Origin of the sequence: Arthrobacter sp. N1, from assembly GCF_048288285.1 — a bacterium.
In the GTDB taxonomy this organism is placed as follows: domain Bacteria; phylum Actinomycetota; class Actinomycetes; order Actinomycetales; family Micrococcaceae; genus Arthrobacter_D.
Map to the genome: position 1 here is coordinate 3,297,414 of NZ_CP102608.1, position 20,368 is coordinate 3,317,781.

The 20,368-nt window shown below is 70.3% G+C and carries 20 protein-coding genes and 1 riboswitch; of the genes, 8 read left to right on the forward strand and 12 right to left on the reverse strand.

What is annotated here, in order from left to right; translation table 11 throughout:
* Positions 1-6: 6 nt before the first annotated feature.
* Positions 7-996, reverse strand: a complete 990-nt coding sequence (locus NVV32_RS15335; RefSeq protein ID WP_422390733.1) for an ABC transporter permease — start codon at positions 994-996, stop codon at positions 7-9.
* A gap of 96 nt (positions 997-1,092) precedes the next feature.
* The gene (locus tag NVV32_RS15340) at positions 1,093-2,742 is read right to left on the reverse strand and encodes an ABC transporter substrate-binding protein (RefSeq protein WP_422390734.1); all 1,650 of its coding nucleotides are present in this window, start codon (positions 2,740-2,742) and stop codon (positions 1,093-1,095) included.
* Between the two features lie 381 nt (positions 2,743-3,123).
* Here NVV32_RS15340 and NVV32_RS15345 point away from each other — a divergent pair, with 381 nt between their 5' ends.
* Positions 3,124-3,597: an aminoacyl-tRNA deacylase gene (locus NVV32_RS15345; protein WP_422390735.1), complete on the forward strand. Its 474-nt coding sequence runs from the start codon at positions 3,124-3,126 to the stop codon at positions 3,595-3,597.
* A 7-nt stretch (positions 3,598-3,604) separates the two neighbouring features.
* On the opposite strand, the gene NVV32_RS15350 is transcribed toward NVV32_RS15345, so the two are convergent.
* A complete protein-coding gene (locus NVV32_RS15350; protein ID WP_422390736.1) occupies positions 3,605-4,189 on the reverse strand; it encodes a GNAT family N-acetyltransferase in 585 nt (194 codons plus the stop codon).
* Positions 4,190-4,341: 152 nt separating this feature from the next.
* Between NVV32_RS15350 and NVV32_RS15355 the strand changes: the two genes are divergently transcribed.
* Positions 4,342-4,941 carry an SGNH/GDSL hydrolase family protein gene (locus NVV32_RS15355; RefSeq protein ID WP_422390737.1) on the forward strand — a complete coding sequence of 200 codons (600 nt, stop codon included), beginning with the start codon at positions 4,342-4,344 and terminating at the stop codon, positions 4,939-4,941.
* Positions 4,942-5,012: 71 nt separating this feature from the next.
* A complete protein-coding gene (locus tag NVV32_RS15360) occupies positions 5,013-6,227 on the forward strand; it encodes an ROK family transcriptional regulator (protein ID WP_162237506.1) in 1,215 nt (404 codons plus the stop codon).
* Between the two features lie 100 nt (positions 6,228-6,327).
* Here the strand turns inward: NVV32_RS15360 and NVV32_RS15365 are convergent, their stop codons facing one another.
* Positions 6,328-6,999 carry a peroxiredoxin-like family protein gene (locus NVV32_RS15365; protein WP_422390738.1) on the reverse strand — a complete coding sequence of 224 codons (672 nt, stop codon included), beginning with the start codon at positions 6,997-6,999 and terminating at the stop codon, positions 6,328-6,330.
* 247 nt (positions 7,000-7,246) lie between these two features.
* Positions 7,247-7,321: riboswitch (cyclic di-GMP riboswitch) on the forward strand.
* Between the two features lie 17 nt (positions 7,322-7,338).
* Here NVV32_RS15365 and NVV32_RS15370 point away from each other — a divergent pair.
* On the forward strand, positions 7,339-8,577 hold the full coding sequence (locus NVV32_RS15370) for a glycoside hydrolase family 26 protein (RefSeq protein ID WP_422390739.1): 1,239 nt from the start codon (positions 7,339-7,341) through the stop codon (positions 8,575-8,577).
* A 41-nt stretch (positions 8,578-8,618) separates the two neighbouring features.
* On the opposite strand, the gene NVV32_RS15375 is transcribed toward NVV32_RS15370, so the two are convergent.
* On the reverse strand, positions 8,619-9,416 hold the full coding sequence (locus NVV32_RS15375) for a DNA-formamidopyrimidine glycosylase family protein (RefSeq protein ID WP_422390740.1): 798 nt from the start codon (positions 9,414-9,416) through the stop codon (positions 8,619-8,621).
* A gap of 368 nt (positions 9,417-9,784) precedes the next feature.
* On the opposite strand from NVV32_RS15375, the gene NVV32_RS15380 reads away from it, so the two are divergent.
* Entirely contained in the window at positions 9,785-10,036 is a 252-nt protein-coding gene (locus NVV32_RS15380; RefSeq protein WP_152813077.1) for a hypothetical protein, read from the forward strand.
* A gap of 30 nt (positions 10,037-10,066) precedes the next feature.
* Here NVV32_RS15380 and NVV32_RS15385 read toward each other — a convergent pair whose 3' ends face one another.
* Positions 10,067-11,335: a multidrug effflux MFS transporter gene (locus NVV32_RS15385; RefSeq protein ID WP_422390741.1), complete on the reverse strand. Its 1,269-nt coding sequence runs from the start codon at positions 11,333-11,335 to the stop codon at positions 10,067-10,069.
* A gap of 167 nt (positions 11,336-11,502) precedes the next feature.
* Here NVV32_RS15385 and NVV32_RS15390 point away from each other — a divergent pair, with 167 nt between their 5' ends.
* On the forward strand, positions 11,503-11,943 hold the full coding sequence (locus NVV32_RS15390) for a YtxH domain-containing protein (protein WP_422390742.1): 441 nt from the start codon (positions 11,503-11,505) through the stop codon (positions 11,941-11,943).
* Positions 11,944-12,005: 62 nt separating this feature from the next.
* On the opposite strand, the gene NVV32_RS15395 is transcribed toward NVV32_RS15390, so the two are convergent.
* Positions 12,006-12,938 carry an NAD(P)/FAD-dependent oxidoreductase gene (locus tag NVV32_RS15395; RefSeq protein WP_422390743.1) on the reverse strand — a complete coding sequence of 311 codons (933 nt, stop codon included), beginning with the start codon at positions 12,936-12,938 and terminating at the stop codon, positions 12,006-12,008.
* Between the two features lie 142 nt (positions 12,939-13,080).
* A complete protein-coding gene (gene malQ / locus NVV32_RS15400; protein ID WP_422390744.1) occupies positions 13,081-15,240 on the reverse strand; it encodes a 4-alpha-glucanotransferase in 2,160 nt (719 codons plus the stop codon).
* 182 nt (positions 15,241-15,422) lie between these two features.
* On the opposite strand from malQ, the gene NVV32_RS15405 reads away from it, so the two are divergent.
* On the forward strand, positions 15,423-15,650 hold the full coding sequence (locus NVV32_RS15405) for a hypothetical protein (RefSeq protein ID WP_422390745.1): 228 nt from the start codon (positions 15,423-15,425) through the stop codon (positions 15,648-15,650).
* A gap of 3 nt (positions 15,651-15,653) precedes the next feature.
* On the opposite strand, the gene NVV32_RS15410 is transcribed toward NVV32_RS15405, so the two are convergent.
* The 4 genes from NVV32_RS15410 to NVV32_RS15425 form a co-directional block, all read right to left on the reverse strand.
* Positions 15,654-16,127: a MarR family winged helix-turn-helix transcriptional regulator gene (locus NVV32_RS15410; protein WP_055766901.1), complete on the reverse strand. Its 474-nt coding sequence runs from the start codon at positions 16,125-16,127 to the stop codon at positions 15,654-15,656.
* Positions 16,128-16,198: 71 nt separating this feature from the next.
* A complete protein-coding gene (locus NVV32_RS15415) occupies positions 16,199-17,212 on the reverse strand; it encodes an MBL fold metallo-hydrolase (protein WP_422390746.1) in 1,014 nt (337 codons plus the stop codon).
* Positions 17,213-17,353: 141 nt separating this feature from the next.
* Positions 17,354-17,458, reverse strand: a complete 105-nt coding sequence (locus NVV32_RS15420; protein WP_414826595.1) for an MFS transporter small subunit — start codon at positions 17,456-17,458, stop codon at positions 17,354-17,356.
* 1 nt (position 17,459) lies between these two features.
* Positions 17,460-18,848 (reverse strand): OFA family MFS transporter, encoded by a 1,389-nt coding sequence (locus tag NVV32_RS15425; protein ID WP_055766896.1) that lies wholly within the window; start codon positions 18,846-18,848, stop codon positions 17,460-17,462.
* Positions 18,849-19,028: 180 nt separating this feature from the next.
* Between NVV32_RS15425 and NVV32_RS15430 the strand changes: the two genes are divergently transcribed.
* The gene (locus NVV32_RS15430) at positions 19,029-20,357 is read left to right on the forward strand and encodes an APC family permease (protein WP_055766893.1); all 1,329 of its coding nucleotides are present in this window, start codon (positions 19,029-19,031) and stop codon (positions 20,355-20,357) included.
* Positions 20,358-20,368: the final 11 nt, after the last annotated feature.

Below are 20,368 nucleotides of genomic sequence, written 5' to 3' on the forward strand. Positions count from 1 at the left end.
CGGATCCTAGCTTCGGGCCCGGGTGCGGGGATCGATGAACGAGTAGAGGAGGTCCACGAGCAGGTTCGCGCCGAGGACGGACAGCGTGATGACCAGGAACAGGCCCTGCATGAGCGAGTAGTCGTTGCTGCCGACGGCGTTCAGCAGGGCGGAGCCGATGCCGGGGTAGGAGAAGACGGCCTCGGTGACGATCGACCCGGCCACCACGAAGCCGAGCGAGATCGCGAATCCCGCGACCGACGGCAGCACGGCGTTGCGTGCCGCGTAGGTGGTCATGATCCTCAGGGGACGCAGGCCCTTGGCCTCGGCCGTCAGGATGTAGTCGTCGGAGAGGGTGGAGACCATCATGTTGCGCATGCCGAGCATCCAGCCACCCACCGAGGAGATCACGATGGTCAGGGCGGGCAGCGTCCCGTAGTAGATGACGCTGCTGATGAAGGCCCAGTTCCAGCCGGGGCTGACCTCGTAGACGTTGTAGCCGCCGTTCAGCGGGAACAGGTCCCACATGCCGCCGAGCACGAACAGGAGGATCAGCGCGAGCCAGAAGTAGGGCACCGACTGCAGCATGGTGGTCACGGGGATCAGGTTGTCGAGCCACGAGCCGCGCTTCCACCCGGCAAGCATCCCGAGGCCCACCCCGAGGACGAACGAGATGACCGTGGCGACGCCGATGAGCCCGATGGTCCAGGGCAGCGTCTGCGCGATGATGTCCGTGACGGACGCCGGGAAGAAGGCCACCGACGTCCCGAGGTCGAGGGTGAAGAGCTTGCCGAGGTACTGCCAGTACTGCACGATCAGCGGCGCCTGGGTGTTGGTGCCGAGGAGGAGTTCGACGGCCTCGCGCGCTTCGGGAGTGACCGGTCCGCGCTGCGCGAGCTTCGCGAGCATGATGTCCACCGGATTTCCCGGAAGGAGCCGCGGGAGGAAGAAGTTGACCGTCAGTGCGGCCCAGAAGGCGACGAGGTAGAACCCGAGCTTCTGCAGGATGTATTTCATGGCGATCGACTTTCCACGACGGGTCGAGGTCCGCGCCCGGGGGCGGGACGGCGCGTCGGTGGGACGCGCCGTCCTGCCCGTGGTGCGGAGGGGAGCCTACTGGGCGGGGGTGATGTTCTTCAGGACGATCCCGTTGTCCCAGGCCTTCCAGGTGGCGGCGAGGGCGTAGGGGTCCTCGTTGGTGGGCCAGCCGGTGGCGCGCTCGGTGTTGAACTCGGTGAGCAGCGAGTTCACGTAGATGGGGATGTACGGCATGTCCCGGACGATCTCCTCCTGGATGATCCCGTACTGCTCCTTCTGCACCGCCTCGTCGTTGGTGGAGCGCGCGACGGCGAGCGCCTCGTCGACCGTCGGGTTGCTGTAGCGGGAGGTGTTGTTGTTCAGCGCCGACTCACCCACCGGCGTCGTGTTCGCCGAGTTGTACCACTTCTCGTAGGAGTAGTACGGATTGTTGGAGGGCTGCAGGCCGATCGACTCCAGCGTGAGCTGGTACTCGCCGATGTTGAGGTTGTTGACCCACTCGTTGTAGGTGATGGACGTCGGGTTCAGCTCGATCCCCACGTCGCGCAGTTGCTGCGACATGGCGTCGTTCAGCGAGATGAAGTCGCTGTAGCCGGTGACCGTCTGGATGCCGAGGGAGAGCCGCTCGCCGTCCTTCTCGCGGATGCCGTCCGAACCCTCGACCCATCCGGCGTCCTCGAGCACCTTCTTGGCTCCCTCGACATCGGCGTTGGCCGGCGTCTCGGTGTTGGCAGGATCGGCGATCCAGTCGGCATCCCGCTCGGGGAGCACCAGGGTGGGGGATGCCGTACCGGCGAAGCCTCCGCCGGCGAGGGCGTTCAGCTGCTCGCGGTCGATGCCCTGGTAGATGGCCTGGCGCACGGCGGGGTCTGTCTGCGGTCCCTCACAGCCCAGGGCCTCGTTGGAGCAGGTGAAGATGGAGGCGGTCAGCGCGGGGGTGTTGACGTAGGACAGGTTCTCGTTGTCCGCGAGGATCTGCTCGAGGCCCGGCAGGAAGGAGCTCATCCAGTCCACCTCCCCGGCGAGCAGCGCGCCCGTCGCGGCGTCCGCGGTGTCGAGCGAGATGTAGCGCACCTCGTTGATGGCGGGCTTGCCCTCCTCCCAGTAGAGATCGTTCTTCTCCAGGAGGTAGCTCTGCGCCGTGAAGTCCTTGACCTTGAACGGTCCGGTGCCCACGGGGTCGGAGTTGATCTCGGTGATCGGATCCGCGACATCCTTCCAGATGTGCTCGGGGACGATCCCGCGGTTGCCGAGCACGCTGGGCTCCTGCATGAAGGAGTTCTCGGTGAACGTCAGGACGACCGTCGTGTCATCGGTGGCTTCCGCCGTGGCGGCCAGGCCCGTGGTGTTGAGCTCCGGCGTCTCGTTGACGAGGTTGAAGGTGAAGGCGACGTCGTTCGCGGTGAAGGGTTCGCCGTCGGACCACTGGACGCCCTCGCGCGTCGTGATGGTGAGCTGCGTGCCGTCCTCGTTCCATTCGAACGATTCCGCGAGGAGCGGGGTGGGCGGCTCGTCGGATGCCGCGTTGTACCAGAAGAGCGGCTCGAAGATCACGCCGAGGGTCGGCTGGAGCGCCGTGGAGGAGAACGGGTTGAAGTTCTCGGAGATGGTCCCGGTCGCGCCGTTGAAGACGGTGACGGAGGTGTTCTCCGAGCCGCCGGCGTCATTCGATGCTCCCCCGCCGCCCGCACAGCCGCTGAGGGCGAGGGTTGCGACGCTGAGCATCGTGGCTGCTGCCAGACTCAGGCGCCTGGTTCCCGAAAGTGATGAGGACATCTTCGTACCTTTCAATCGTGGGCGGCTACGGTGCCGCCGGCCGGTTCGACCACCCGAGGTAAACCGTTGGGTACTTTCTTAGGCGACTTTATTATCTAAGTCAAGTAAGTGTCCGACGTGCGTCCCGAAGCGTGGCCCCTCCGTGCTGCCCCAGCAGAGCCGCCACACTCCTCCATGAAGCGCAGCCGTCGTCCTGCACCGGATCCCGGTCCGCCAGGACCCTCGCCCCACCGGCCTGGTCGGCGCCGCCCGCCACCCTGCCGTCGTCATCGCGGGGAAGCACCATCACGCCCGGCCGCAGCGAGGCCGCGCGGCCCTACGATGGGCACCATGGACATCGACGGCACCCACCCCTCCCCCGCCGAGCGTGACGCGGAGGCCCGGGGCCTCGACATCGTCCTCGTGGCACGGCACGAGGACGGCACGTTCGACGAGGTGGCCGCCGCACAGGGCCTGTCCGAGGACGACGGCGTGAAGACGATGGTGGCGAAGATCAGCGGGGGCATCACGGTCTTCGTGCTGATCCCCGGGACCCGGCGCCTGGACTGGGCCAAGCTCCGCGCCCTGCTGTCCGTCAACAAGGCTTCCCTCGTTCGCCCGGACGCCGCCTTCGAGGTCACGGGCTACGCCCCGGGCACCATCACGCCGCTGGGCAGTTCGACGGTCCTGCCGGTCTACGCGGACGAGCGCATCAGGGGTCGACGGATCGGCATGGGATCGGGATCCGCGGACCACCTGCTCTTCATCGACGCCGACGCGCTGCTGGACTCGCTGGGCGCCGTGACGGGTGACATCACGTCCTAGGTCCCGTTCACCGGTTCGGCAGGACGCATTCAGCGCCGGCGGCTCCCGCGCCGGGTTCGACGCCGGGTTGAGCGCCGGCGGCTCCCGCGCCGGCAGCTGCGGGGCCGACGGCTGACCCCGACGTCGCGGCAGGAGCACCCAGTACCCTCGCGTAGCAGACGGAGTGGTCCTCACCGACGTAGGCGCCGAAGGCCGGGATGCGGTGGTACCCCTCGCGCTCGTAGAAGCGCATCGCATCGGGCTGCCCCATCCCGGTCTCCAGCAGCAGTTCCGCGACGCCCCGGGCCCGTGCCTCGTCCTCGATCCGCCGCAGTATCGCCGTCGCGACGCTATTGCCGCGAAGCTCCGGCAGGACGTACATCCGCTTCACCTCCAGGCCGCCGCCTGCGAGCGGTCGCAGCCCGCCGCACCCCACAGCCCTTCCGTCCTCGGTCCGGGCGACGAGGAAGAAGGGCACGTTGGCGGCCGTCGGCTGCTCGCCGGGTTCGTGATCCTCGCTTCCGTACCTGACGTGCAGCTCCGCCTGCTGGGCAGTGCGGAGCGCGTGCGCTTCGGGGGCGTCGAAGGGGACCGGATCTAGGGTCAGGTGCATGGTCGCTGGTCATCCTCGTGAGGCGTCATTCGTGCCCCTCCCATCCTTCCATCGCGGCCTGCAGGCGCGGAGTCGCGGGTCCCGTATCCGGGAGGTTGCCCGGATGGACTAACTTAGTGCACTAAAGATAGTGAGCAATGAAAGGAGTGCCGATGGACGTCCACGGGTCCCTGATCTTCGCCGGGGACAGCGTGACCGACTGCGGCCGGCGCGAGGACCCGGCGGGGCTCGGTTCCGGCTACGTCCGCGAGCTGGCGTCGACGCTCGTCCCACGGGGTGTCCGGGTCGCCAACGCGGGCGTCGGCGGCGACCGCCTCGCCGACCTCGGCGACCGATGGGAGGCCGACGTCGTCGCACGGCACCCGGACCACGTCTCGGTGCTGATCGGCATCAACGACACCTGGCGCCTGCATGACACCGGCGAGCGCTCGGATCACGGCGCCTTCGCCGAGCGGTACCGGCTCCTGCTCTCGGCTCTTCCCTCGACCACGCGGATCGTCCTCCTGGAACCCTTCGTACTTCCCGTCACCGAGGACCAGGAGCGGTGGCGGGACGACCTCGATCCGCGGATCGAGGTCGTACACCTGCTCGCCGAGGAGTTCGGCGCAGTCCTCGTACCCATCGACGCGGTCCTCCACCGGTTGGCCCGGACACTCGGCGCCCCTGCCCTCGCCGCTGACGGCGTGCACCCCACCGAGCGCGGACACCGGGAGATCGCCGCAGCCTGGTCGAGGACCGTGGGGGCAGCGTGACGATGCCTCCGGGGGCCGGCCCGCAAAAGGTTGCTCCTTCAACTTCCTTGGCCGCTGAGCTACCATTGACCGTGATCGAAAAGACCCGCCGCCGCGAGTCTTCCCGGGGCAAGATCATCGACCTGATCCGCTCCAGCGGGCCCATCAGCCGGGTCGAACTCGCCGAGAAGACCGGGCTGACCCAGGCCACCATCTCGACCCTGGTGCGCACCCTCCTCACCGAGGACATCATCGTCGAATCCGGTCGCGGCGAGTCGACAGGCGGCAAGCCACGCATGTTCCTGGAACTCAATCCGGCGTCGCGCCTGGCGGTCGGACTGCACATCGGCCAGGACTACATCACGTACATCATCTCGGACCTCCGGGGCCACGTGGTGGGGCGGCGACGCGTGGACGGCCCGGGCGGAACCTCGCCCCTGACCGTGGTCAGCAGGATGACCCGCGACATCGACGCCCTCATCCTCGAGTCCGGTGTCGACCGGACGAGCATCGTCGGCATGGGCATCGCCACACCGGGGCCGCTCGACCGGGCAGCGGGCACGGTCCGGAACGCGCCCTCGCTCGAGACGTGGAGCGACTTCCCCATCCGGCGCGCCCTCACCTCCACCACCGGCTTCCACTGCGAATTCGACAACGATGCCACCGCCGCCGCCATCGGCGAGTACTGGCTCGGAGCCACCGAGGGCTATGCCAACTACGCCTCGGTCTACATGGGCTCCGGTATCGGCTCGGGCATCGTCATGGACGGCACCATCTACCAGGGCGTCAGCTCGAACGTCGGCGAGATCGGCCACGTCACCGTCGACGCCCGCGGACTGCCCTGCCCCTGCGGCAACATCGGGTGCCTGGAGCTGTACGCGAGTCCGCGCGTCGTCGTCGCACAGGCTGCAGAAGCGGCAGCGCGCGGCGAGCTGGGCATCCCCCTGACAGGCGTCATCTCCGAGGACTTCGCCGCACTCGGCACCGCCGCGGCGGACGGGGACGCCGTGGCCCTGCAGCTCATCCGGAACTCTGCCGAGTACGTGGCGAGTGCCGTGATCTCCATGGTCAACCTCCTCGATCTCCAGCTCATCGTCCTCGCCGGGAGCGCGTTCTCGACGGCCGGCGCCTTCTATGTGGACATCATCAGCGGGCTGCTCTCCCGGCGGGCGATGGCGCGCGCCATCCATCCGGTCGAGGTGCGCCTGTCGGTCAACGGCAACGACGCCGCGGCACTCGGCGCGGCGACCCTCGTCCTGCAGGACCGCATGTCACCCCGGTCCCTCCGCTCCGTCTCCTTCGCCTGACCGGGCGGACCCTCGCTCGACCCGGCCCGACCGACCGACTGGAGAGGCACCGGCATCGGCGCTGGTGGCAGCCTCGGTAGGACGGGCCGCCGGCGGGGACCTACAGCGCCACGAGGGCGTCGATGATCTCGTAGGTCTCCGTCCGCGTGGTGTAGTCCACCCGCACGTCGATCAGCCGGATGGTGCCGGTCGCATCGGCCACGACCACCGTGGGGAACGGGATGGCGGCAGTGCTGTCCATGTTGCTCCCCGCCACGTCGATGCCGAGGGCCTCCCGGGCCCGCAGCGACTCCGGGCTGGGAGTCGTCACGATGCCGAGGTGCGCCGCGAGCGCATTGCCCTCGTCGGAGTACAGCTCGAAGTGCAGTCCGGCCTGTCGCCCTCCCCGCGCGGCCACATCCGGCGCCTGCGGGCTGACCGCGATCAGCCTGGTTCCGAAGGCCTCGACCACGGGGCGGAGCTCCCGCTGGTAGGTCTTGAGCGCGATACTGCAGTACGGACACCAGGACCCGCGGTAGAAGACGATGATCGCGGCGGCGGCATCGAGCACCGTGGACAGGCTCACGGTCCGGCCGGCGGCGTCGTGCAGGACCGCATCCGGGAGCCGGTCACCGACGCGGGCGATACCCTCCGGCAGTCCCGCGCGGCGGAGGTCCTCCTGCTCGCGGGCGAAGACCGCGGCGAGTTCCGGCCCCACCCGTGCCTCGAATTCCGGCCTGTAGCCGTCCACCTGAGACGCAATGGTGCGCGTGAACGCCGGTATCTGCTTCATGGTTCCCTCCAGCACAACCCGTCGCGGGTGCCTCCAACCGCGACAGGACCATTGTGGGCCAGGACACACCAAAAGCACAGCAGTGCCGGGCTTCCCCGCGCGGTGCAGGTGCTGGGCACCGGAGGAGTCGCTGCGCCGGACCTGCACCAATCCTTCGGCAGAATTCGGGGTAATCGCACCCCGGGGCGTGTAGGGCGCGGGAGAATGGAAGCAGTCCACGAGGACGGACGACCGGCGGGTGGCCGCCGGGCGACAAAGGCAAACCCGGTGCGAGCCGGGGACGCAAAGCCACGGGACCCACGCGGTCAGCCGGGCTACCGAACCAGCGAGGTACCCCGCATGAGCATCGTCCCCGCCCAGCCCCTCCCGCCCGGCACGCTCCCCGCCGCCGCCCGGATCCTGTTGCTCCTCACTGCGGTGGCCGTGCTGATGGTGGGTCTCACGCCTCCTCCGGCCGGCGCCGCGGCGACGATCACGCTGAGCAGCTCCGCCGGGACAGCCGGCGCAGGCGTCACCGTGACGGGTGCTGGCTTCCCCAAGCGCACGAAGGGGACCGTCGTCGCGGGCACCAGCCGCGTCGCGGTCACGACGACGTCGACCGGCACCCTCCAGGTGTCGATCGTGCCCGGCGGTTCGGGGACGGTGACCATCAGCGCAGCGGTCGGCAGCGCCGCTGCCTCCACCGGGTACACGGTCCTCGCGGCGGCGCCCGGGACCGACTCCTCCAAGGGCATCCGCTTCGGCGTCGGCACCGGTGGCGGTCCCGCCGCAGGGGGCGAGCTCGACGAGGTGGCAGCCCTGGCGGGCGAGGCTCCGTCGATCGTCCTCTCCTACAAGGACTTCAACCAGCCCGCGCCCATCGCGGAGCTGGAGGCCGTCAGGGCGCGGGGCGCCGAGACGCTGCTGACGTGGGAGCCGTGGACCTGGGGCGGCGGCACGGAGCAGCCCGCCTACTCGCTCGACCGCATCGCCGCGGGCGACTTCGACGCCTACCTGCGTGAGTGGGGCAGCGCCCTCGGTCAGTGGGGCCGGCCCGTCTACCTGCGGTTCGGGCACGAGATGAACGGCGACTGGTACCCGTGGTCCGAGGGCGTCAACGGGAACGGTGCGGGAGACTACGTGGCCGCCTACCGCCACGTGCACGACGTCGTCCGGTCCACCGGAGCCACGAATGTCAGCTGGGTCTGGAACCCGAACGTGCCCTACTGGGGCTCCACCCCGCTGGACGGCCTGTACCCGGGGCAGGGCTATGCCGACGTCGTCGCCCTCGACGGCTACAACTGGGGTACGTCGCAGACCTGGAGCGGCTGGCAGGATCCTGCGGCGCTGTTCGGGGACGGCCTCGCGCAGCTGCGGCGCCTCGCACCCGGTACGCCCATCGTGATCGCCGAGACGTCCTCCTCCGAACTCGGCGGCTCCAAGGCCCGCTGGATCACGGACCTCTTCGGATACCTCTCCGCCCAGCCGGACGTGGTCGGCCTGGTCTGGTTCCACATCGCCAAGGAGGCGGACTGGCGGATCGACAGCTCCACGGCGTCGGTCGACGCCTTTGCTGCCGCCCTGGACGCGAGGCGCTGAGGACCTCTCCTCCTTCACGGCGCGGGCCCCCACATCGCGCGTCAGCGAAGGGGCTGACACCGCGGGCACCACCAGGTCCGGCGACGGCCCGGATCACCGGGCACCTCCGCCCGCACACGGATGGTGGTGCCGCAGCGCAGGCACTGCTTCCCGGCTCGTCCCGCGACCCAGTGTTGCTCCCCCTTCCGCGTCCTGCCGGTGGTGACCTGGTGGGCGCCGGGCTGGGTCGCCGAGAAGCGCAGGCACCGTGCGCCCAACGCCACGAGGGCCGGGACGTCGACGTCGGCCATCACCGTGTCGGGGTGCACGCCGCGCAGGAAGCAGAGCTCGTTGGCCCACAGGTTGCCGAAGCCCGCCACGTTGCGCTGGTCGAGCAGGGCTGCCGCCACCCGCTCGCCCGGGTCGCGTCGCAACCTCCGCACCGCCTCCTCGACCGACCAGTCCGGACGGAGCGGGTCCGGCCCGAGATGCCCGACGACGTCGTGTTCAGCGCGCGTGGCCACGAGGCCGACGACGGGCAGGGCCAGGCCGTAGGCCGTCGGCCCGTCCCTCACCGCCAGGATGACGCGGGCGTCGGGCAGGAGCGCGCGGGGAAGCGACCTGCCCGGCGCCGTCACCGTCCACGAGCCCTGCATGCGCAGGTGGGTGTGGAGCGTCACGCCGCCGTCGAAGCGGGTCAGCAGGTGCTTGCCGTGGGTGGCGTGCTCCATCAGCCGCATGCCGTCCAGCGCGTCGGTGGCATGCGCCGGTACGCGCAGGTCGCCGCGCTCGAGCGTGCGGCCGTCGAGGGACCTGCGCAGCCTCGCGGCGAGCCGGAAGACGCTGTCTCCCTCGGGCATGGGGCCTCCCTGCCGTTGCTCGTCGGGGCTGTGCGCGGTGGGCGCGGATGGATCCGGGCTACGGTACCGCCCGCCACCGACACGCGTGCGGCCCAGCCGCCGTCCGGTCGCCCGCGTCGTCGTCCATGTCATCGTCCACGACATCGTCCGCGTCGTCGTCCATGTCATCGTCCGCGTCGTCGTCCGCGTCGAGAACGCCGGGCGGACTCCCCGCTCGCTCCCGTCCACACGTCGTCGATCCCCCGCCGGATGGCTTCCGTTCTCGCCGGGCGACCGATATCATCGACCTTTGCCGGGCTTCCCGGCATGCGTGGTCCAGAAGCGGGCCCGGTCGCCCGTGTCCGCTCCGAACCACCGAACAGGCCCCCATGAGCACAAGACTCTCGCCCGCCGAGGACTTCCCGGAAGACCTCACCACGCTCGATCTCCCCACGGTCGAGGTGCTGAACAGCAAGATCCACCGCGAACTCGACTACGAGTACGCGCACGACGGCGAACCCTCCCTCGAGACCGAGATCCGCCACGAGGAACTGACCGAGGAACTGGACCGGCGCGACCGGCGCCCCGAGTCCTCGCCCGTCCTGCCCGACGTCGTCGAGCCGGCCCGCCGCTCCTCCTGACCAGTCCGGTGTCCTGAGGTACCGGTTTCCTCAGGACGCCGGGGCTGCCTCCGGCCATGGGCGCGACGACCGCACCGAGACCATCAGGACCAGGCAGGCCACTCCGGCGCAGCAGAGCATCACGACCGCCGTCGGCACCGGCGACGTCAGCCCGAAGGCACCGGTCAGCGGAGCGATCACGGCAGCGCCCACCATGTTCGCGGCGCCGAGCAGCGAGGCCGCCGTCCCTGCACGCGACCCGTGGCGCTCCAGCGCGGTGGCCTGCAGGGCCGGACTGATCAGGCCGAACGCGGCAGTGAAACCCATGACCGGTCCCACCAGGCCCCAGAGTCCGAGGCCCGGCAGCAGCACCACGCTCAGGACGAGGATCGAGGCCGCCAGCACCAGGGCGATCGCTCCGACGCGCACCGTGATCAGGGGCGAGGCCCGGCGCGCGATCAGCGCGCCCACCTGCGCGCCGACCACCAGGAGCGCCCCCTGGGCGGCGAAGACGAGTGCATACTCCGTGGGGCTCAGGCCGAACACCTCCTGCACCAGGAAGGCGCTGCCGGCCATGAAGGCCATCATCGCGGCGAAGAGCAACCCCCCGGCCACCGCGACGGACCGGAAACGCCCGTCGGTGGCCAGCGCAGCGTAGTCGTCCCGAAGCCTCGTGCCCTCCCGCAGGCGCCGGCGCTCCTCGGTATGGGTCTCGTTGCGGAGGAGGATCCCACCGGCCACGCAGAGCAGGACCACCCCGTAGGCCAACAGGGCCCAGAACAGGCCGCGCCACCCCACGACGCCGAGCAGCTGCGCGCCGAGCGCCGGCGACGCCACGACGAACACCCCCGAGACGATGGACAGACGGGCCAGGAACACGAGGAGCCGGCTGCCACTGTAGAGGTCGCGGACGATCGCGAGGGCGATGACGGCGCACGCCGCGGAGCCCATGCCCTGGACCGCCCTGCTCGCGATGAGCCAGCCCAGGCTGGGCGCCAGGGCGCAGGATGCCGTGGCGACGCAGTAGAGCACCATCATCACGGCGAGGGGGCGGGCTCGCCCGATCGCATCGGACACCGGCCCGGACGTGAGCTGACCGACGCCCATCCCGATGAAGGCGCCGGTGAGCGTGAGCTGGACCGCCGCCTCGTCCACGCCGAAGTCGCGGCGGATCGCCGGGAAGGAGGGCAGGTAGAGATCCATGGTGAGCGGCCAGATCACCTGCAGCATGGCGAGTGCCGCCAGGACGGGCAAGGCCCGACGCCGGGACGCCGACGGCACATCGGTGGTGGGACGGATGACGTCGAGCTCCGAGTGCACTGGTGACCCTTCGGTTGGATAGCGCTTTCCACACCATTCTCACGCATGGCCCCCGCCATCGGAACCCCGGCCGTCTACAGCACCGCTGCCGGCGAAACTCTGCTCGCGGCGCACCGGTGCCGTGGTCTAGATTCGATTGCACTGCAGACCGACGACAGGAGAACAGCGTGAAGAACAAACTCGTTTTCGCAGCGGGAATGGCTGCCGGATACGTCCTCGGGACGCGGGCCGGGCGGGAGAGCTACGAGCAGATCAAGGGCAAGGCGCAGCAGCTCTGGAACAGTCCGAAGGTCCAGGACACCGTCAGCTCCACGACGGACACCCTGAAGAGCACGACGCCGAAGGTCCAGGACACCCTCAAGGGAGTCCTGAAGAAGGACGGGTCGGGAGGTCCTGACGGTGCGGAGGCACCGCAGGATCCGGGCAAGGACGTCGGCGCGAGTGGGGACCTTCCCCTGGACCTCCCGCCCACCGCGAGCGCCATGGGTGGTGGATCCGGCAGCGCCGGCGGCACCACGGGCCCGAGCGGCGGTGATCCGCGCACCGTCGAGGACACCCCCTTCCAGGAGCAGGACGAGTCCACCCGTCCCGACCTCGGCAGGAGCTGACTCGGCCTCGGCGGCGAACAGGGCCCCGGCGTCGAGCCGGGGCCCTGTCCCATGCCGGGGCCCTATCCGCGGACGGCTTCCTCCGACGCGAGGGACGCCTCGGCCTCGTCCCGCACCATGACGGCATTGATGGCCACCGCGACGCGATAGGCGTCGCCCGCTGCCGGCAGCAGCTGCGCAGCCGGGTCGGCGGCGTTCCCCACTGCCCAGACCCGCTCGACCGAATTCCGTCCGACCCCGTCCGTGGTCACGCAGCCGTCGTCCCGCATGGCGCATCCGAGCGCCTCGAGCAGCGGCAGGAAGGCGTCCGACCCTGGTTCGCAGAAGACCGCGGAGCACGGGACGGTCGCACCGCCGTCGAGCGCGACGCCCCGGACGGCCCGGGGTCCGCCGTCGTCGCCGCCCTGCAGCACGAGCCCGCGAACGGTCCCTCCGACGATCCGGATGCCGCGGCACCGGAGGCGGCGCTCGTCATCGTCGGACAACGCGCCGAGCACGTGCGGGAAGAAGGTGACGTCCTCCGACCACTGGCGGACGAGCAGGGCCTGCTGCACGGATTCGGAGGAGGACCCGAGCACTCCCAGCGCCTGGTCGCGGACCTCCCAGCCATGGCAGTACGGGCACTGCAGCAGGCCGCGCCCCCAGGCCTCCCGCGCCCCGCCGATCCCGGGCAACTCGTCGCGGAGCCCCGTGGCGACGACGACGTGCCTGCCGCGCACCGAGGCGCCGTCCGCCGTCCGGATGATCCAGTCCGCCCCGTCCGCCTGGGCATCCTCGGCCCTGCCGTCGATGAACGCGACCCCGTAGGGGTCGAGGTCCTGCCGGGCGAGATCCACGAGGTCGCCGGGACGGATGCCGTCCCTGGTGGTGAACCCGAAGGCCGCCCGGGCCGGCGCATTGCGCGGCGAGCCGTCGTCGATCACCGCCACCCGGCGTCGTGCCCGCCCGAGGACGAGCGCCGCACTCAGGCCCGCCACTCCGCCGCCGACGATCACGGCGTCGTACGCATCCTGCCTGTCGATGCCTTCATCCGATCACGCCTGCACCCACCGGGCAGGACGAAATACTCGTTGCCGTCCGCCGGGTCAGCCACGCGACGCCGTCCGCCGGGTCAGCCGTGCGACGCCGTCCGTCGGGTCAGCCAGGCGACTCGCTCGGACCGGCGGGACCGAGGGCGCGCACCAGCGACGCGAACCGCTCGCTGCCAGCAAGGTCTTCGACCAGCACCGCCCGCCCCTCCGCATCGGCCAGCGGGATGCGCCAGTTCGGATACTCGTCATTGGTCCCGGGCTGGTTCTGGGTGCGCTGCTCCCCCACGGCATCCGCGAGGGCAACGCCCAGCAGGACGGAGGGCGTCTCCGCGATGAGGGCGTGCAGTGCCTCGACGGTCTGCTGCACCGACACGTCCCCGGCAGCCAGCAGACCGCGCGATCGCAGCAGGGAGAGGAACTTCTCCTGCACCGCGCGGTCCTCGGCCTGCTCCTCCTCGACGGGACGGCTGAGCAGGCCCAGCCGGTCTCGGAGCTTGACGTGCTCGCCCGCGAGGTAGCCCGCGGTCGGCGGGAGATCGTGCACGGTCACCGTGGTGAGGCACCCCTCCCGGTAGGACTCCGGCGGAAGCGGACCGTCGTCGTCCTGCTCGAACCAGAGGATCGAGGTCCCCAGGATCCCCCGCTCGGCGAGGTATTCCTGGACCCCCGGTTCGAAGACCCCGAGGTCCTCGCCGACCACGATCGCCCCGGCCCGTTCCGCCTCCAGGGCGAGGATGCCGATCAGCGCCCGGTGGTCGTAGTACACGTACGCCCCCTCGCCCGGCGCCTGGCCCTGCGGGATCCACCACAGCCTGAAGAGTCCCAGGATGTGGTCCACGCGGATCCCCCCGGCGTGCCGCAGGATGTTCCGGAGCATGTCGCGGAAGGGTGCGTACCCGGCTTCGGCGAGGCGCTCGGGGTGCCACGGCGGCTGGCTCCAGTCCTGCCCGTGCTGGTTGAACATGTCCGGCGGGGCACCCACGCTGATGCCCGCCGCCAGCACGTCCTGCAACGCCCACGCGTCGGCCCCGCTCGGGTGGACGCCGACGGCGAGATCGTGCACCACGCCGATCGACATGCCCGCCCCGGTCGCCTCGAGCTGCGCCTCCTGCAGCTGCTCGTCGAGGAGCCACTGCAGCCAGGCGTGGAAGCCGATGCGATCCGCGTGCTGCTCGGCGAACGCTTCCGCGCCCGCCGACCCGGGCCGTCCGACGTCGTCCCATTCCTGCGCTCCGGGCTCCAGCGACTCCGCGAGGGCGGACCACAGCGCGAAGTCGGCCAGCCCCTGGCCCTGGTGCGCGCGGTAGGCATCGAAGTCGTGCTGGCGCTGTTCGGGGCGCTCCACGGCGTACACGAGCTCGAGCGCTTCAAGCTTCGCCGTATAGGTCGTGTCGCGGTCCAGCAGGTCCGCGGTGCGGTTGACCGCGTCGAATCCCGCCGCGAGTACCTCGATGCGCCGGCGGGCGGCGTCGTCGAGCCTCGCGTACTCCGGGATGTCCTCGATCCGGAGGTAGAGGGGGTGGAAGTAGCGCCGGGTGGTCGGCAGGTAGGGCGACGGCTCGACGGGGGGCTTCGGCTCGGCCGCGTGCAGGGGGTTCACCAGCACGAAGCCGCCGCCGTGCTCCGCTGCCGCGCGGGCTATCCCGGCCAGGTCCGCGAGGTCTCCGATGCCCCACGAATCCGCGGACCGGACGGAGTAGAGCTGCGCCATGATCCCCCAGGTGCGGCGGTCCAGCAGGGACGCCGTCGTGCTCAGCCGGTCCGGCGTCACCACGAGCGTGCAGGAGGACTCGACGCCGTCGACCCTCGCGTGCACGGTGTGCCAGCCGAGCGGCAGCGCGTGCGGGAGGGTGCCCTCGCGCCGTTCGAGGTCCTGCCCGTCGACGGCGCGCGTGACCGTGGCCTCGCCGACGGTCCCCGTGTAGTGGACGCCGTCCTCGTCGACGGCCCAGAACTCGACATCGGACCCGGCGGGCACGTGGAGGTGCAGCGGATCGGTGTCACTGCTGCGTACGACGACGACGGCGGGCAGCACGGAACGCCACGGGCCGGCGTCCACCTCCGCCAGGGACCGGCTGATCTCGGTCTCCGACGAGGCAGCCACGCCGAGGGCCCCCAGCACGGTCTTCAGGGTCGCCTCGGACACCTGCGCTGATCCGCCGTCCCATCCCTTGAAGGTGGTGCCGACCCTGTGGGCCTCGGCCAGCTGCTCGAGCGGCGTCGGGGTCGTGGGTTCGGAGTCTTCGTGCAGTGTCGTGTCGGCCATGCTCCCAATCTAGGCGTGGATCAGCAGGCTTCGCATGTTCCCGGCGTCCCGGACGGGATGTGACGGGAGGGACGCCCGGCGCGGGGCCTCTGCCGGATAACAGGCCGGGGTGACCCAGGGCAAGCTGCTCGTGCACGCCACCCCGGTCGAGCAGCCCGCGGCTCCGGGTGCGACCGTGGAGCATGGCGTACTTCCTCGAATACCTCGTCCCTGCCGAACACGACGGCGCGGAGGTGCCCGTGGATGCTCCGACCCCCGACGGCGGCACCGGAGAGCGTGTCATCCACCTCGACGCGCTGCCGGCGCGGAGCCGCATCTCGGCGGATTCCCTCGCGGACGCCCGGGCGGAGGCCGGGAGCGGCCCGCGGACCGGCTCCTTCCGCGAGGGTGAGGGGTGGACCGAGGGCTGACCCTTACCAGGTGTCCTTCGTGTAGGTCAGGTTGAGGCGGGCGATGAGCGAGCCCAGGACCTCCACGTCCTCCGGATCCCAGCTCCGCATGAGGGCGGTGAACGCCGTGCGGCGTCCGCTCTGGGCGGCCGCGAGCTGCTGCTCGCCGAGTGGCGTCAGGAGGACCCGCTGCGAGCGGGCGTCCAGCGGGTCGAGGCGGCGGGTCACGAGGCCCAGCCCTTCGAGGGCCCCGAGCTGGCGGCTCACCGAGGGCTTCCCGACGCCGATGCTCTGGGCTATGTCCGTGGCACGCAGGGACCCCTCGCGCTGCAGGAGCGTCAGGATTCCGTAGGCTGCGGGCTCCATCGCCGGGTGCACGTTCTTCGCCAGGGCATGGGAGGTGGTGCGCTCCCGCCTCCACAGCACGCTGGTCTGCTCCTCGAGCACCTCGATGGCACGTTCGAACTCCACGTCGTCGTGCCCCATCGCTGTCTCCATGGACGCATCGTATAGATGCCCGGAGCAAGCAGGACGGGTTTCGCCGGATAAGTCCGACTGTGTCCGACGTCTCACGTACCGATCAGGCCGCCGCCACGGACGAAACCGCGGTGCATCTCCGTCTGGTTGAGGGCCGAGAGGAGCTGGAAGCCGTGCAGCCCGTCCCAGCCGGCGGTCCAGGCGAGGCGCGACGCGAGCTCCCACACCGTGGGCTCCGGCCCCTCCTCACCGAGGATCGCGGCGACCTGCCGAGCCCGGGCCAGCTGGTGCCCGGCGCACGCCGCCGCCCGCTCCCCGAGCCCGGTGAAGCGGAAACCGTGGCCCGGCAGCGCCTCGTAGTCGCTCCACGGCGCCAGCGCCCCGACGGACTCGACGTAGTCGGCCAGCGGGTTCGTCGCCGTCGGCCCGCCGAGCCCCAGCCCGGGGAACACCGTCGGCAGCACGTGGTCGCCCGTGAACACCAGCCGGCGGGCGTCGTCACGCAGGCAGACGTGCCCGGCCGTGTGACCGGGGGTGGGCATCACGACGAGGCCGAATCCCGCGACGGGCAGCCGGTCGCCGCCGTGCAGCTCGTGGTCGACGGCGAGGACGAGGCCCTCCGGAGACCGGTCCACGTACTGCGCCAGCTCGGTCCGCCGCTCCTCGGGCACCCCCCATCCCCCGAGCCGTCCGAGGGCGGCGTCGAGGTCCAGCAGCCGCGTGCTGTGCTGCTCCAGGGCCGCCCGCTCGTCCGCGTGCATCCCCAGCGGGGCGCCGGACGCTCGCCGCAGCCGCGCCGCCATACCCACGTGGTCCGGGTGGAGGTGGGTACCCGTGATGCCCGAGACCGCTCCGGCGCCGGTCGAACCGGGCGCGACGACGGCGAGCGCGGCGAGCAGGCGCTCCCAGTTCCCGTCGGAGTCCCACCCGGGATCGACGACGTGGATACCGCCGTCGCCCGCGGTCAGCAGGTAGGTGAAGGAGTACGCGAGGTGCCCGCCGGGCATGGGCTGGGCGAGGGCCCAGACGTCGTCGCGCACCCGGTCGAGCTGCGGGAGCTCCCCGCGGTCGAGGGCATCGGACTGGGCGCTGCTGGTGCTTCGCATGGTTCCTTCCGGGCGCCCTGCTCGGCGAGCAGGGCGGTGCAGTGCGGGGGCCACCGTCGTCGTGCCCACGCCGGAACGCCCGCCGATGAACGCCGACGGCACTGCCGTCGGCGTTCAGGGCGGGCGTCCGGGTGGTCGGCGTCAGCCGCCGAAGAGGGCGGCGACGCGCGTCAGGGTCTGGAAGATCCCGTAGGCGAGCGGCAGTCCGACGAGCGCCCAGACGACGGCGATGCGTGCTCCGGTCATGTCAGGCCTCCCTTACAGATTCGCGCTGTGAACCCTTGACCGGCTCGTGGAAGCGGGGGTCGACGGGCTTGATAAGCAGGTTGGCGATAAAGCCGATGATCAGCAGCCCCACCATGGTGAGCAGCGCCGGCTGGTAAGCGCCGGCGGTGAGCTCGCCCGGCGTGCCCTGGGCATCGAGGAACGCGTTGACGATCAGCGGTCCGGCGATGCCCGCGGCGGACCATGCCGTCAGCAGGCGGCCGTGGATGGCGCCGACCTGATAGGTGCCGAACAGGTCGCGGAGGTAGGCCGGGACCGTGGCGAACCCGCCGCCGTAGAAGGAGATGATGACGAAGGCGAGGGCCACGAAGAGGAGCGTGGTCGAGCTGCCCGCGAGCGCCAGCACCAGGTAGAGGACGGCGCCCACGCCGAGGTACACCATGTAGATGCGCTTGCGGCCGATGATGTCGGAGGTCGACGACCACACGAAGCGGCCACCCATGTTGCCGATCGAGAGCAGGCCCACGAATCCGCCGGCGACGGCGACGGTGACCGCCGTCGTGCCGTCCGCCGCGCGGAAGAAGTCCTGGATCATCGGCGACGCCTGCTCGAGGATGCCGATACCGGCCGTCACGTTGCAGAACAGCACGATCCAGACGAGCCAGAACTGGCGCGTCTTGATGGCGTTGGCCGCGGAGACGTTGTCCGTGGTGACGAGTGGCTTGGACTTGAGCTGGGAGGGGTCGAAGCCGTCGGGCTTCCAGCCGTCCGCCGGCACCTTGATGGTGAAGGCTCCGAACATCATGTAGACGAGGTAGACGACGGCGAGGGTCAGGAAGAGCTTGCCGACGGCGTCACCGCTGGCGACCCAGCCCTCGGCACCGGAGTTCGGGTCGTACATGCGCAGCAGCTGCGTGGAGAGCGGGCTCGCGATGAGCGCGCCGCCGCCGAAGCCCATGATGGCCATGCCGGTGGCGAGTCCCGGCCGGTCGGGGAACCACTTGATCAGGGTGGAGACCGGTGAGATGTACCCGATGCCGAGGCCGATGCCCCCGATCACGCCGTAGCCGAGGTAGACGAGCCACAACTGGTTCGTGAAGATGCCGAGCGCTCCGACGAGGAAGCCGGAGGTCCAGAACAGCGCCGAGGTGAACATGGCCTTGCGGGGGCCGTTGCGGTCCACCCAGGTACCGAGGACGGCGGCGGACAGGCCGAGCATCACGATCGCGATCGAGAAGATGATGCCGATCTGCGTCAGAGTCGCGTCGAAGTGGTTGACCAGAGCGGTCTTATAGACGCTCGTCGCATAGGCCTGGCCGATGCACAGGTGGACGGCGAGAGCCGCCGGTGGAATGAGCCATCGGTTGAATCCCGGTGGCGCGATGGTGTGGTCGCGGTCGAGCCAACTCATCGATAACCTCTCTGTCAGAATGAGTGGCCGCCCCCCGGCCATCGTTGATGAAGGCAATTATGCTGTGCGTCACACCGAACTGGCGAATGCGCGACGACCGGCGGTAGGTCTGGCGCGCCGAGCGGCGCCCTCCACCGAAAGATACCCAGCACCCTTAGCACTTCCCCTACACTGGCGCTCATGGCCATCACGGAACAGACCACCGACACCCGGCTCAAGCGCGGTATCTCGGGCCCCCTGCTGTACCTGTTCATCCTCGGCGACGTCCTCGGCGCCGGGGTGTACGCGCTGGTGGGGGTGATCTCCGCGGAAGTGGGCGGTGCCATCTGGATGCCCCTCATGGTGGCGCTCGCGCTCGCCCTGCTGACCGCCGGCTCCTATGCGGAACTGGTGACGAAGTATCCGAAGGCGGGCGGGGCCGCGGTCTTCGCCGAGCGTGCCTTCAGGAAGCCGTTCATCTCGTTCCTGGTGGGGTTCTGCATGCTGGCGGCCGGCGTGACCAGCGCGGCGGGCCTGGCGCAGGCCTTCGCCGGTGGGTACCTCACCACCTTCATCGACGTGCCCGCCGTTCCCGCGGCCCTCGTGTTCCTCGTCCTGCTGGCACTGCTGAACATGCGCGGCATCAAGGAATCGGTCCGCAGCAACGTCGTGATGACCGTGATCGAGGTCTCCGGGCTCGTCCTGGTCATCGTCGTGGTCGGCATCTTCCTCGCCGGAGGCAACGGCGACCTCTCGCGGGTCAACGACTTCCCGCCCGGAGTCAGCGCGGCGTCCGCCGTCCTCGCGGCGTCGCTGATCGCCTACTACTCCTTCGTGGGGTTCGAGGTGTCCGCGAACGTCGCCGAGGAAGTGCGGGACGTCAGCCGCGTCTATCCGAAGGCCATCTTCGGCGCCCTGCTCACGGCCGGTGTCGTCTATCTCCTGATCGGACTCGCCTCCTCGGCAGCACTCGCCCCGGAGGAGCTCGCCGGATCGAGTTCACCCCTGCTCGACGTCGTCGCCGCGACCGGCGCGGGCATCCCGACCTGGCTGTTCAGCCTCGTGGCCCTGATCGCCGTCGCGAACGGCGCGCTGCTGACCATGATCATGTCCAGCCGCCTCACGTACGGGATGGCGGAGCAGGGCCTCTTCCCCTCCGTCTTCAGCCGGGTCCTCCCCCGTCGCCGCACACCCTGGGTCGCCATCGTGGCCACGACCCTCGTCGCCATGGCCCTGAGCCTCACCGGCGGACTCGAGTCCCTCGCCTCGACCGTCGTCCTCCTGCTGCTCTTCGTCTTCCTCAGCACGAACATCGCCGTGATCGTGCTCCGGAAGGACCGGGTGGAGCACCAGCACTTCCGCATCCCGGCGATCTTCCCGTACCTGGCCATCGCGTCCTGCGTCCTGCTCCTCACGCAGCAGACCGGGGAGATCTGGCTCCGCACCGCCGTCCTCCTCGCGGTGGGCCTTGCCCTGTACGCGGTCCAGAAGCTCGTGCGCGGGCGCACCGGGGCCCGCACCGGATCGTAGGGCTGGCCGGG

Coding starts and splice junctions, on each gene's coding strand:
- NVV32_RS15365 (WP_422390738.1), bottom strand. CDS start 6,999: ATGAAGCAGATACCGGCGTTCACGCGCACCATTGCGTCTCAGGTGGAC.
- malQ (WP_422390744.1), bottom strand. CDS start 15,240: ATGGCCGACACGACACTGCACGAAGACTCCGAACCCACGACCCCGACG.
- NVV32_RS15425 (WP_055766896.1), bottom strand. CDS start 18,848: ATGAGTTGGCTCGACCGCGACCACACCATCGCGCCACCGGGATTCAAC.
- NVV32_RS15415 (WP_422390746.1), bottom strand. CDS start 17,212: ATGCGAAGCACCAGCAGCGCCCAGTCCGATGCCCTCGACCGCGGGGAG.
- NVV32_RS15345 (WP_422390735.1), top strand. CDS start 3,124: ATGGACATCGACGGCACCCACCCCTCCCCCGCCGAGCGTGACGCGGAG.
- NVV32_RS15355 (WP_422390737.1), top strand. CDS start 4,342: ATGGACGTCCACGGGTCCCTGATCTTCGCCGGGGACAGCGTGACCGAC.
- NVV32_RS15410 (WP_055766901.1), bottom strand. CDS start 16,127: ATGGAGACAGCGATGGGGCACGACGACGTGGAGTTCGAACGTGCCATC.
- NVV32_RS15350 (WP_422390736.1), bottom strand. CDS start 4,189: ATGCACCTGACCCTAGATCCGGTCCCCTTCGACGCCCCCGAAGCGCAC.
- NVV32_RS15430 (WP_055766893.1), top strand. CDS start 19,029: ATGGCCATCACGGAACAGACCACCGACACCCGGCTCAAGCGCGGTATC.
- NVV32_RS15420 (WP_414826595.1), bottom strand. CDS start 17,458: ATGACCGGAGCACGCATCGCCGTCGTCTGGGCGCTCGTCGGACTGCCG.
- NVV32_RS15375 (WP_422390740.1), bottom strand. CDS start 9,416: ATGCCCGAGGGAGACAGCGTCTTCCGGCTCGCCGCGAGGCTGCGCAGG.
- NVV32_RS15380 (WP_152813077.1), top strand. CDS start 9,785: ATGAGCACAAGACTCTCGCCCGCCGAGGACTTCCCGGAAGACCTCACC.
- NVV32_RS15335 (WP_422390733.1), bottom strand. CDS start 996: ATGAAATACATCCTGCAGAAGCTCGGGTTCTACCTCGTCGCCTTCTGG.
- NVV32_RS15370 (WP_422390739.1), top strand. CDS start 7,339: ATGAGCATCGTCCCCGCCCAGCCCCTCCCGCCCGGCACGCTCCCCGCC.
- NVV32_RS15340 (WP_422390734.1), bottom strand. CDS start 2,742: ATGCTCAGCGTCGCAACCCTCGCCCTCAGCGGCTGTGCGGGCGGCGGG.
- NVV32_RS15405 (WP_422390745.1), top strand. CDS start 15,423: ATGGCGTACTTCCTCGAATACCTCGTCCCTGCCGAACACGACGGCGCG.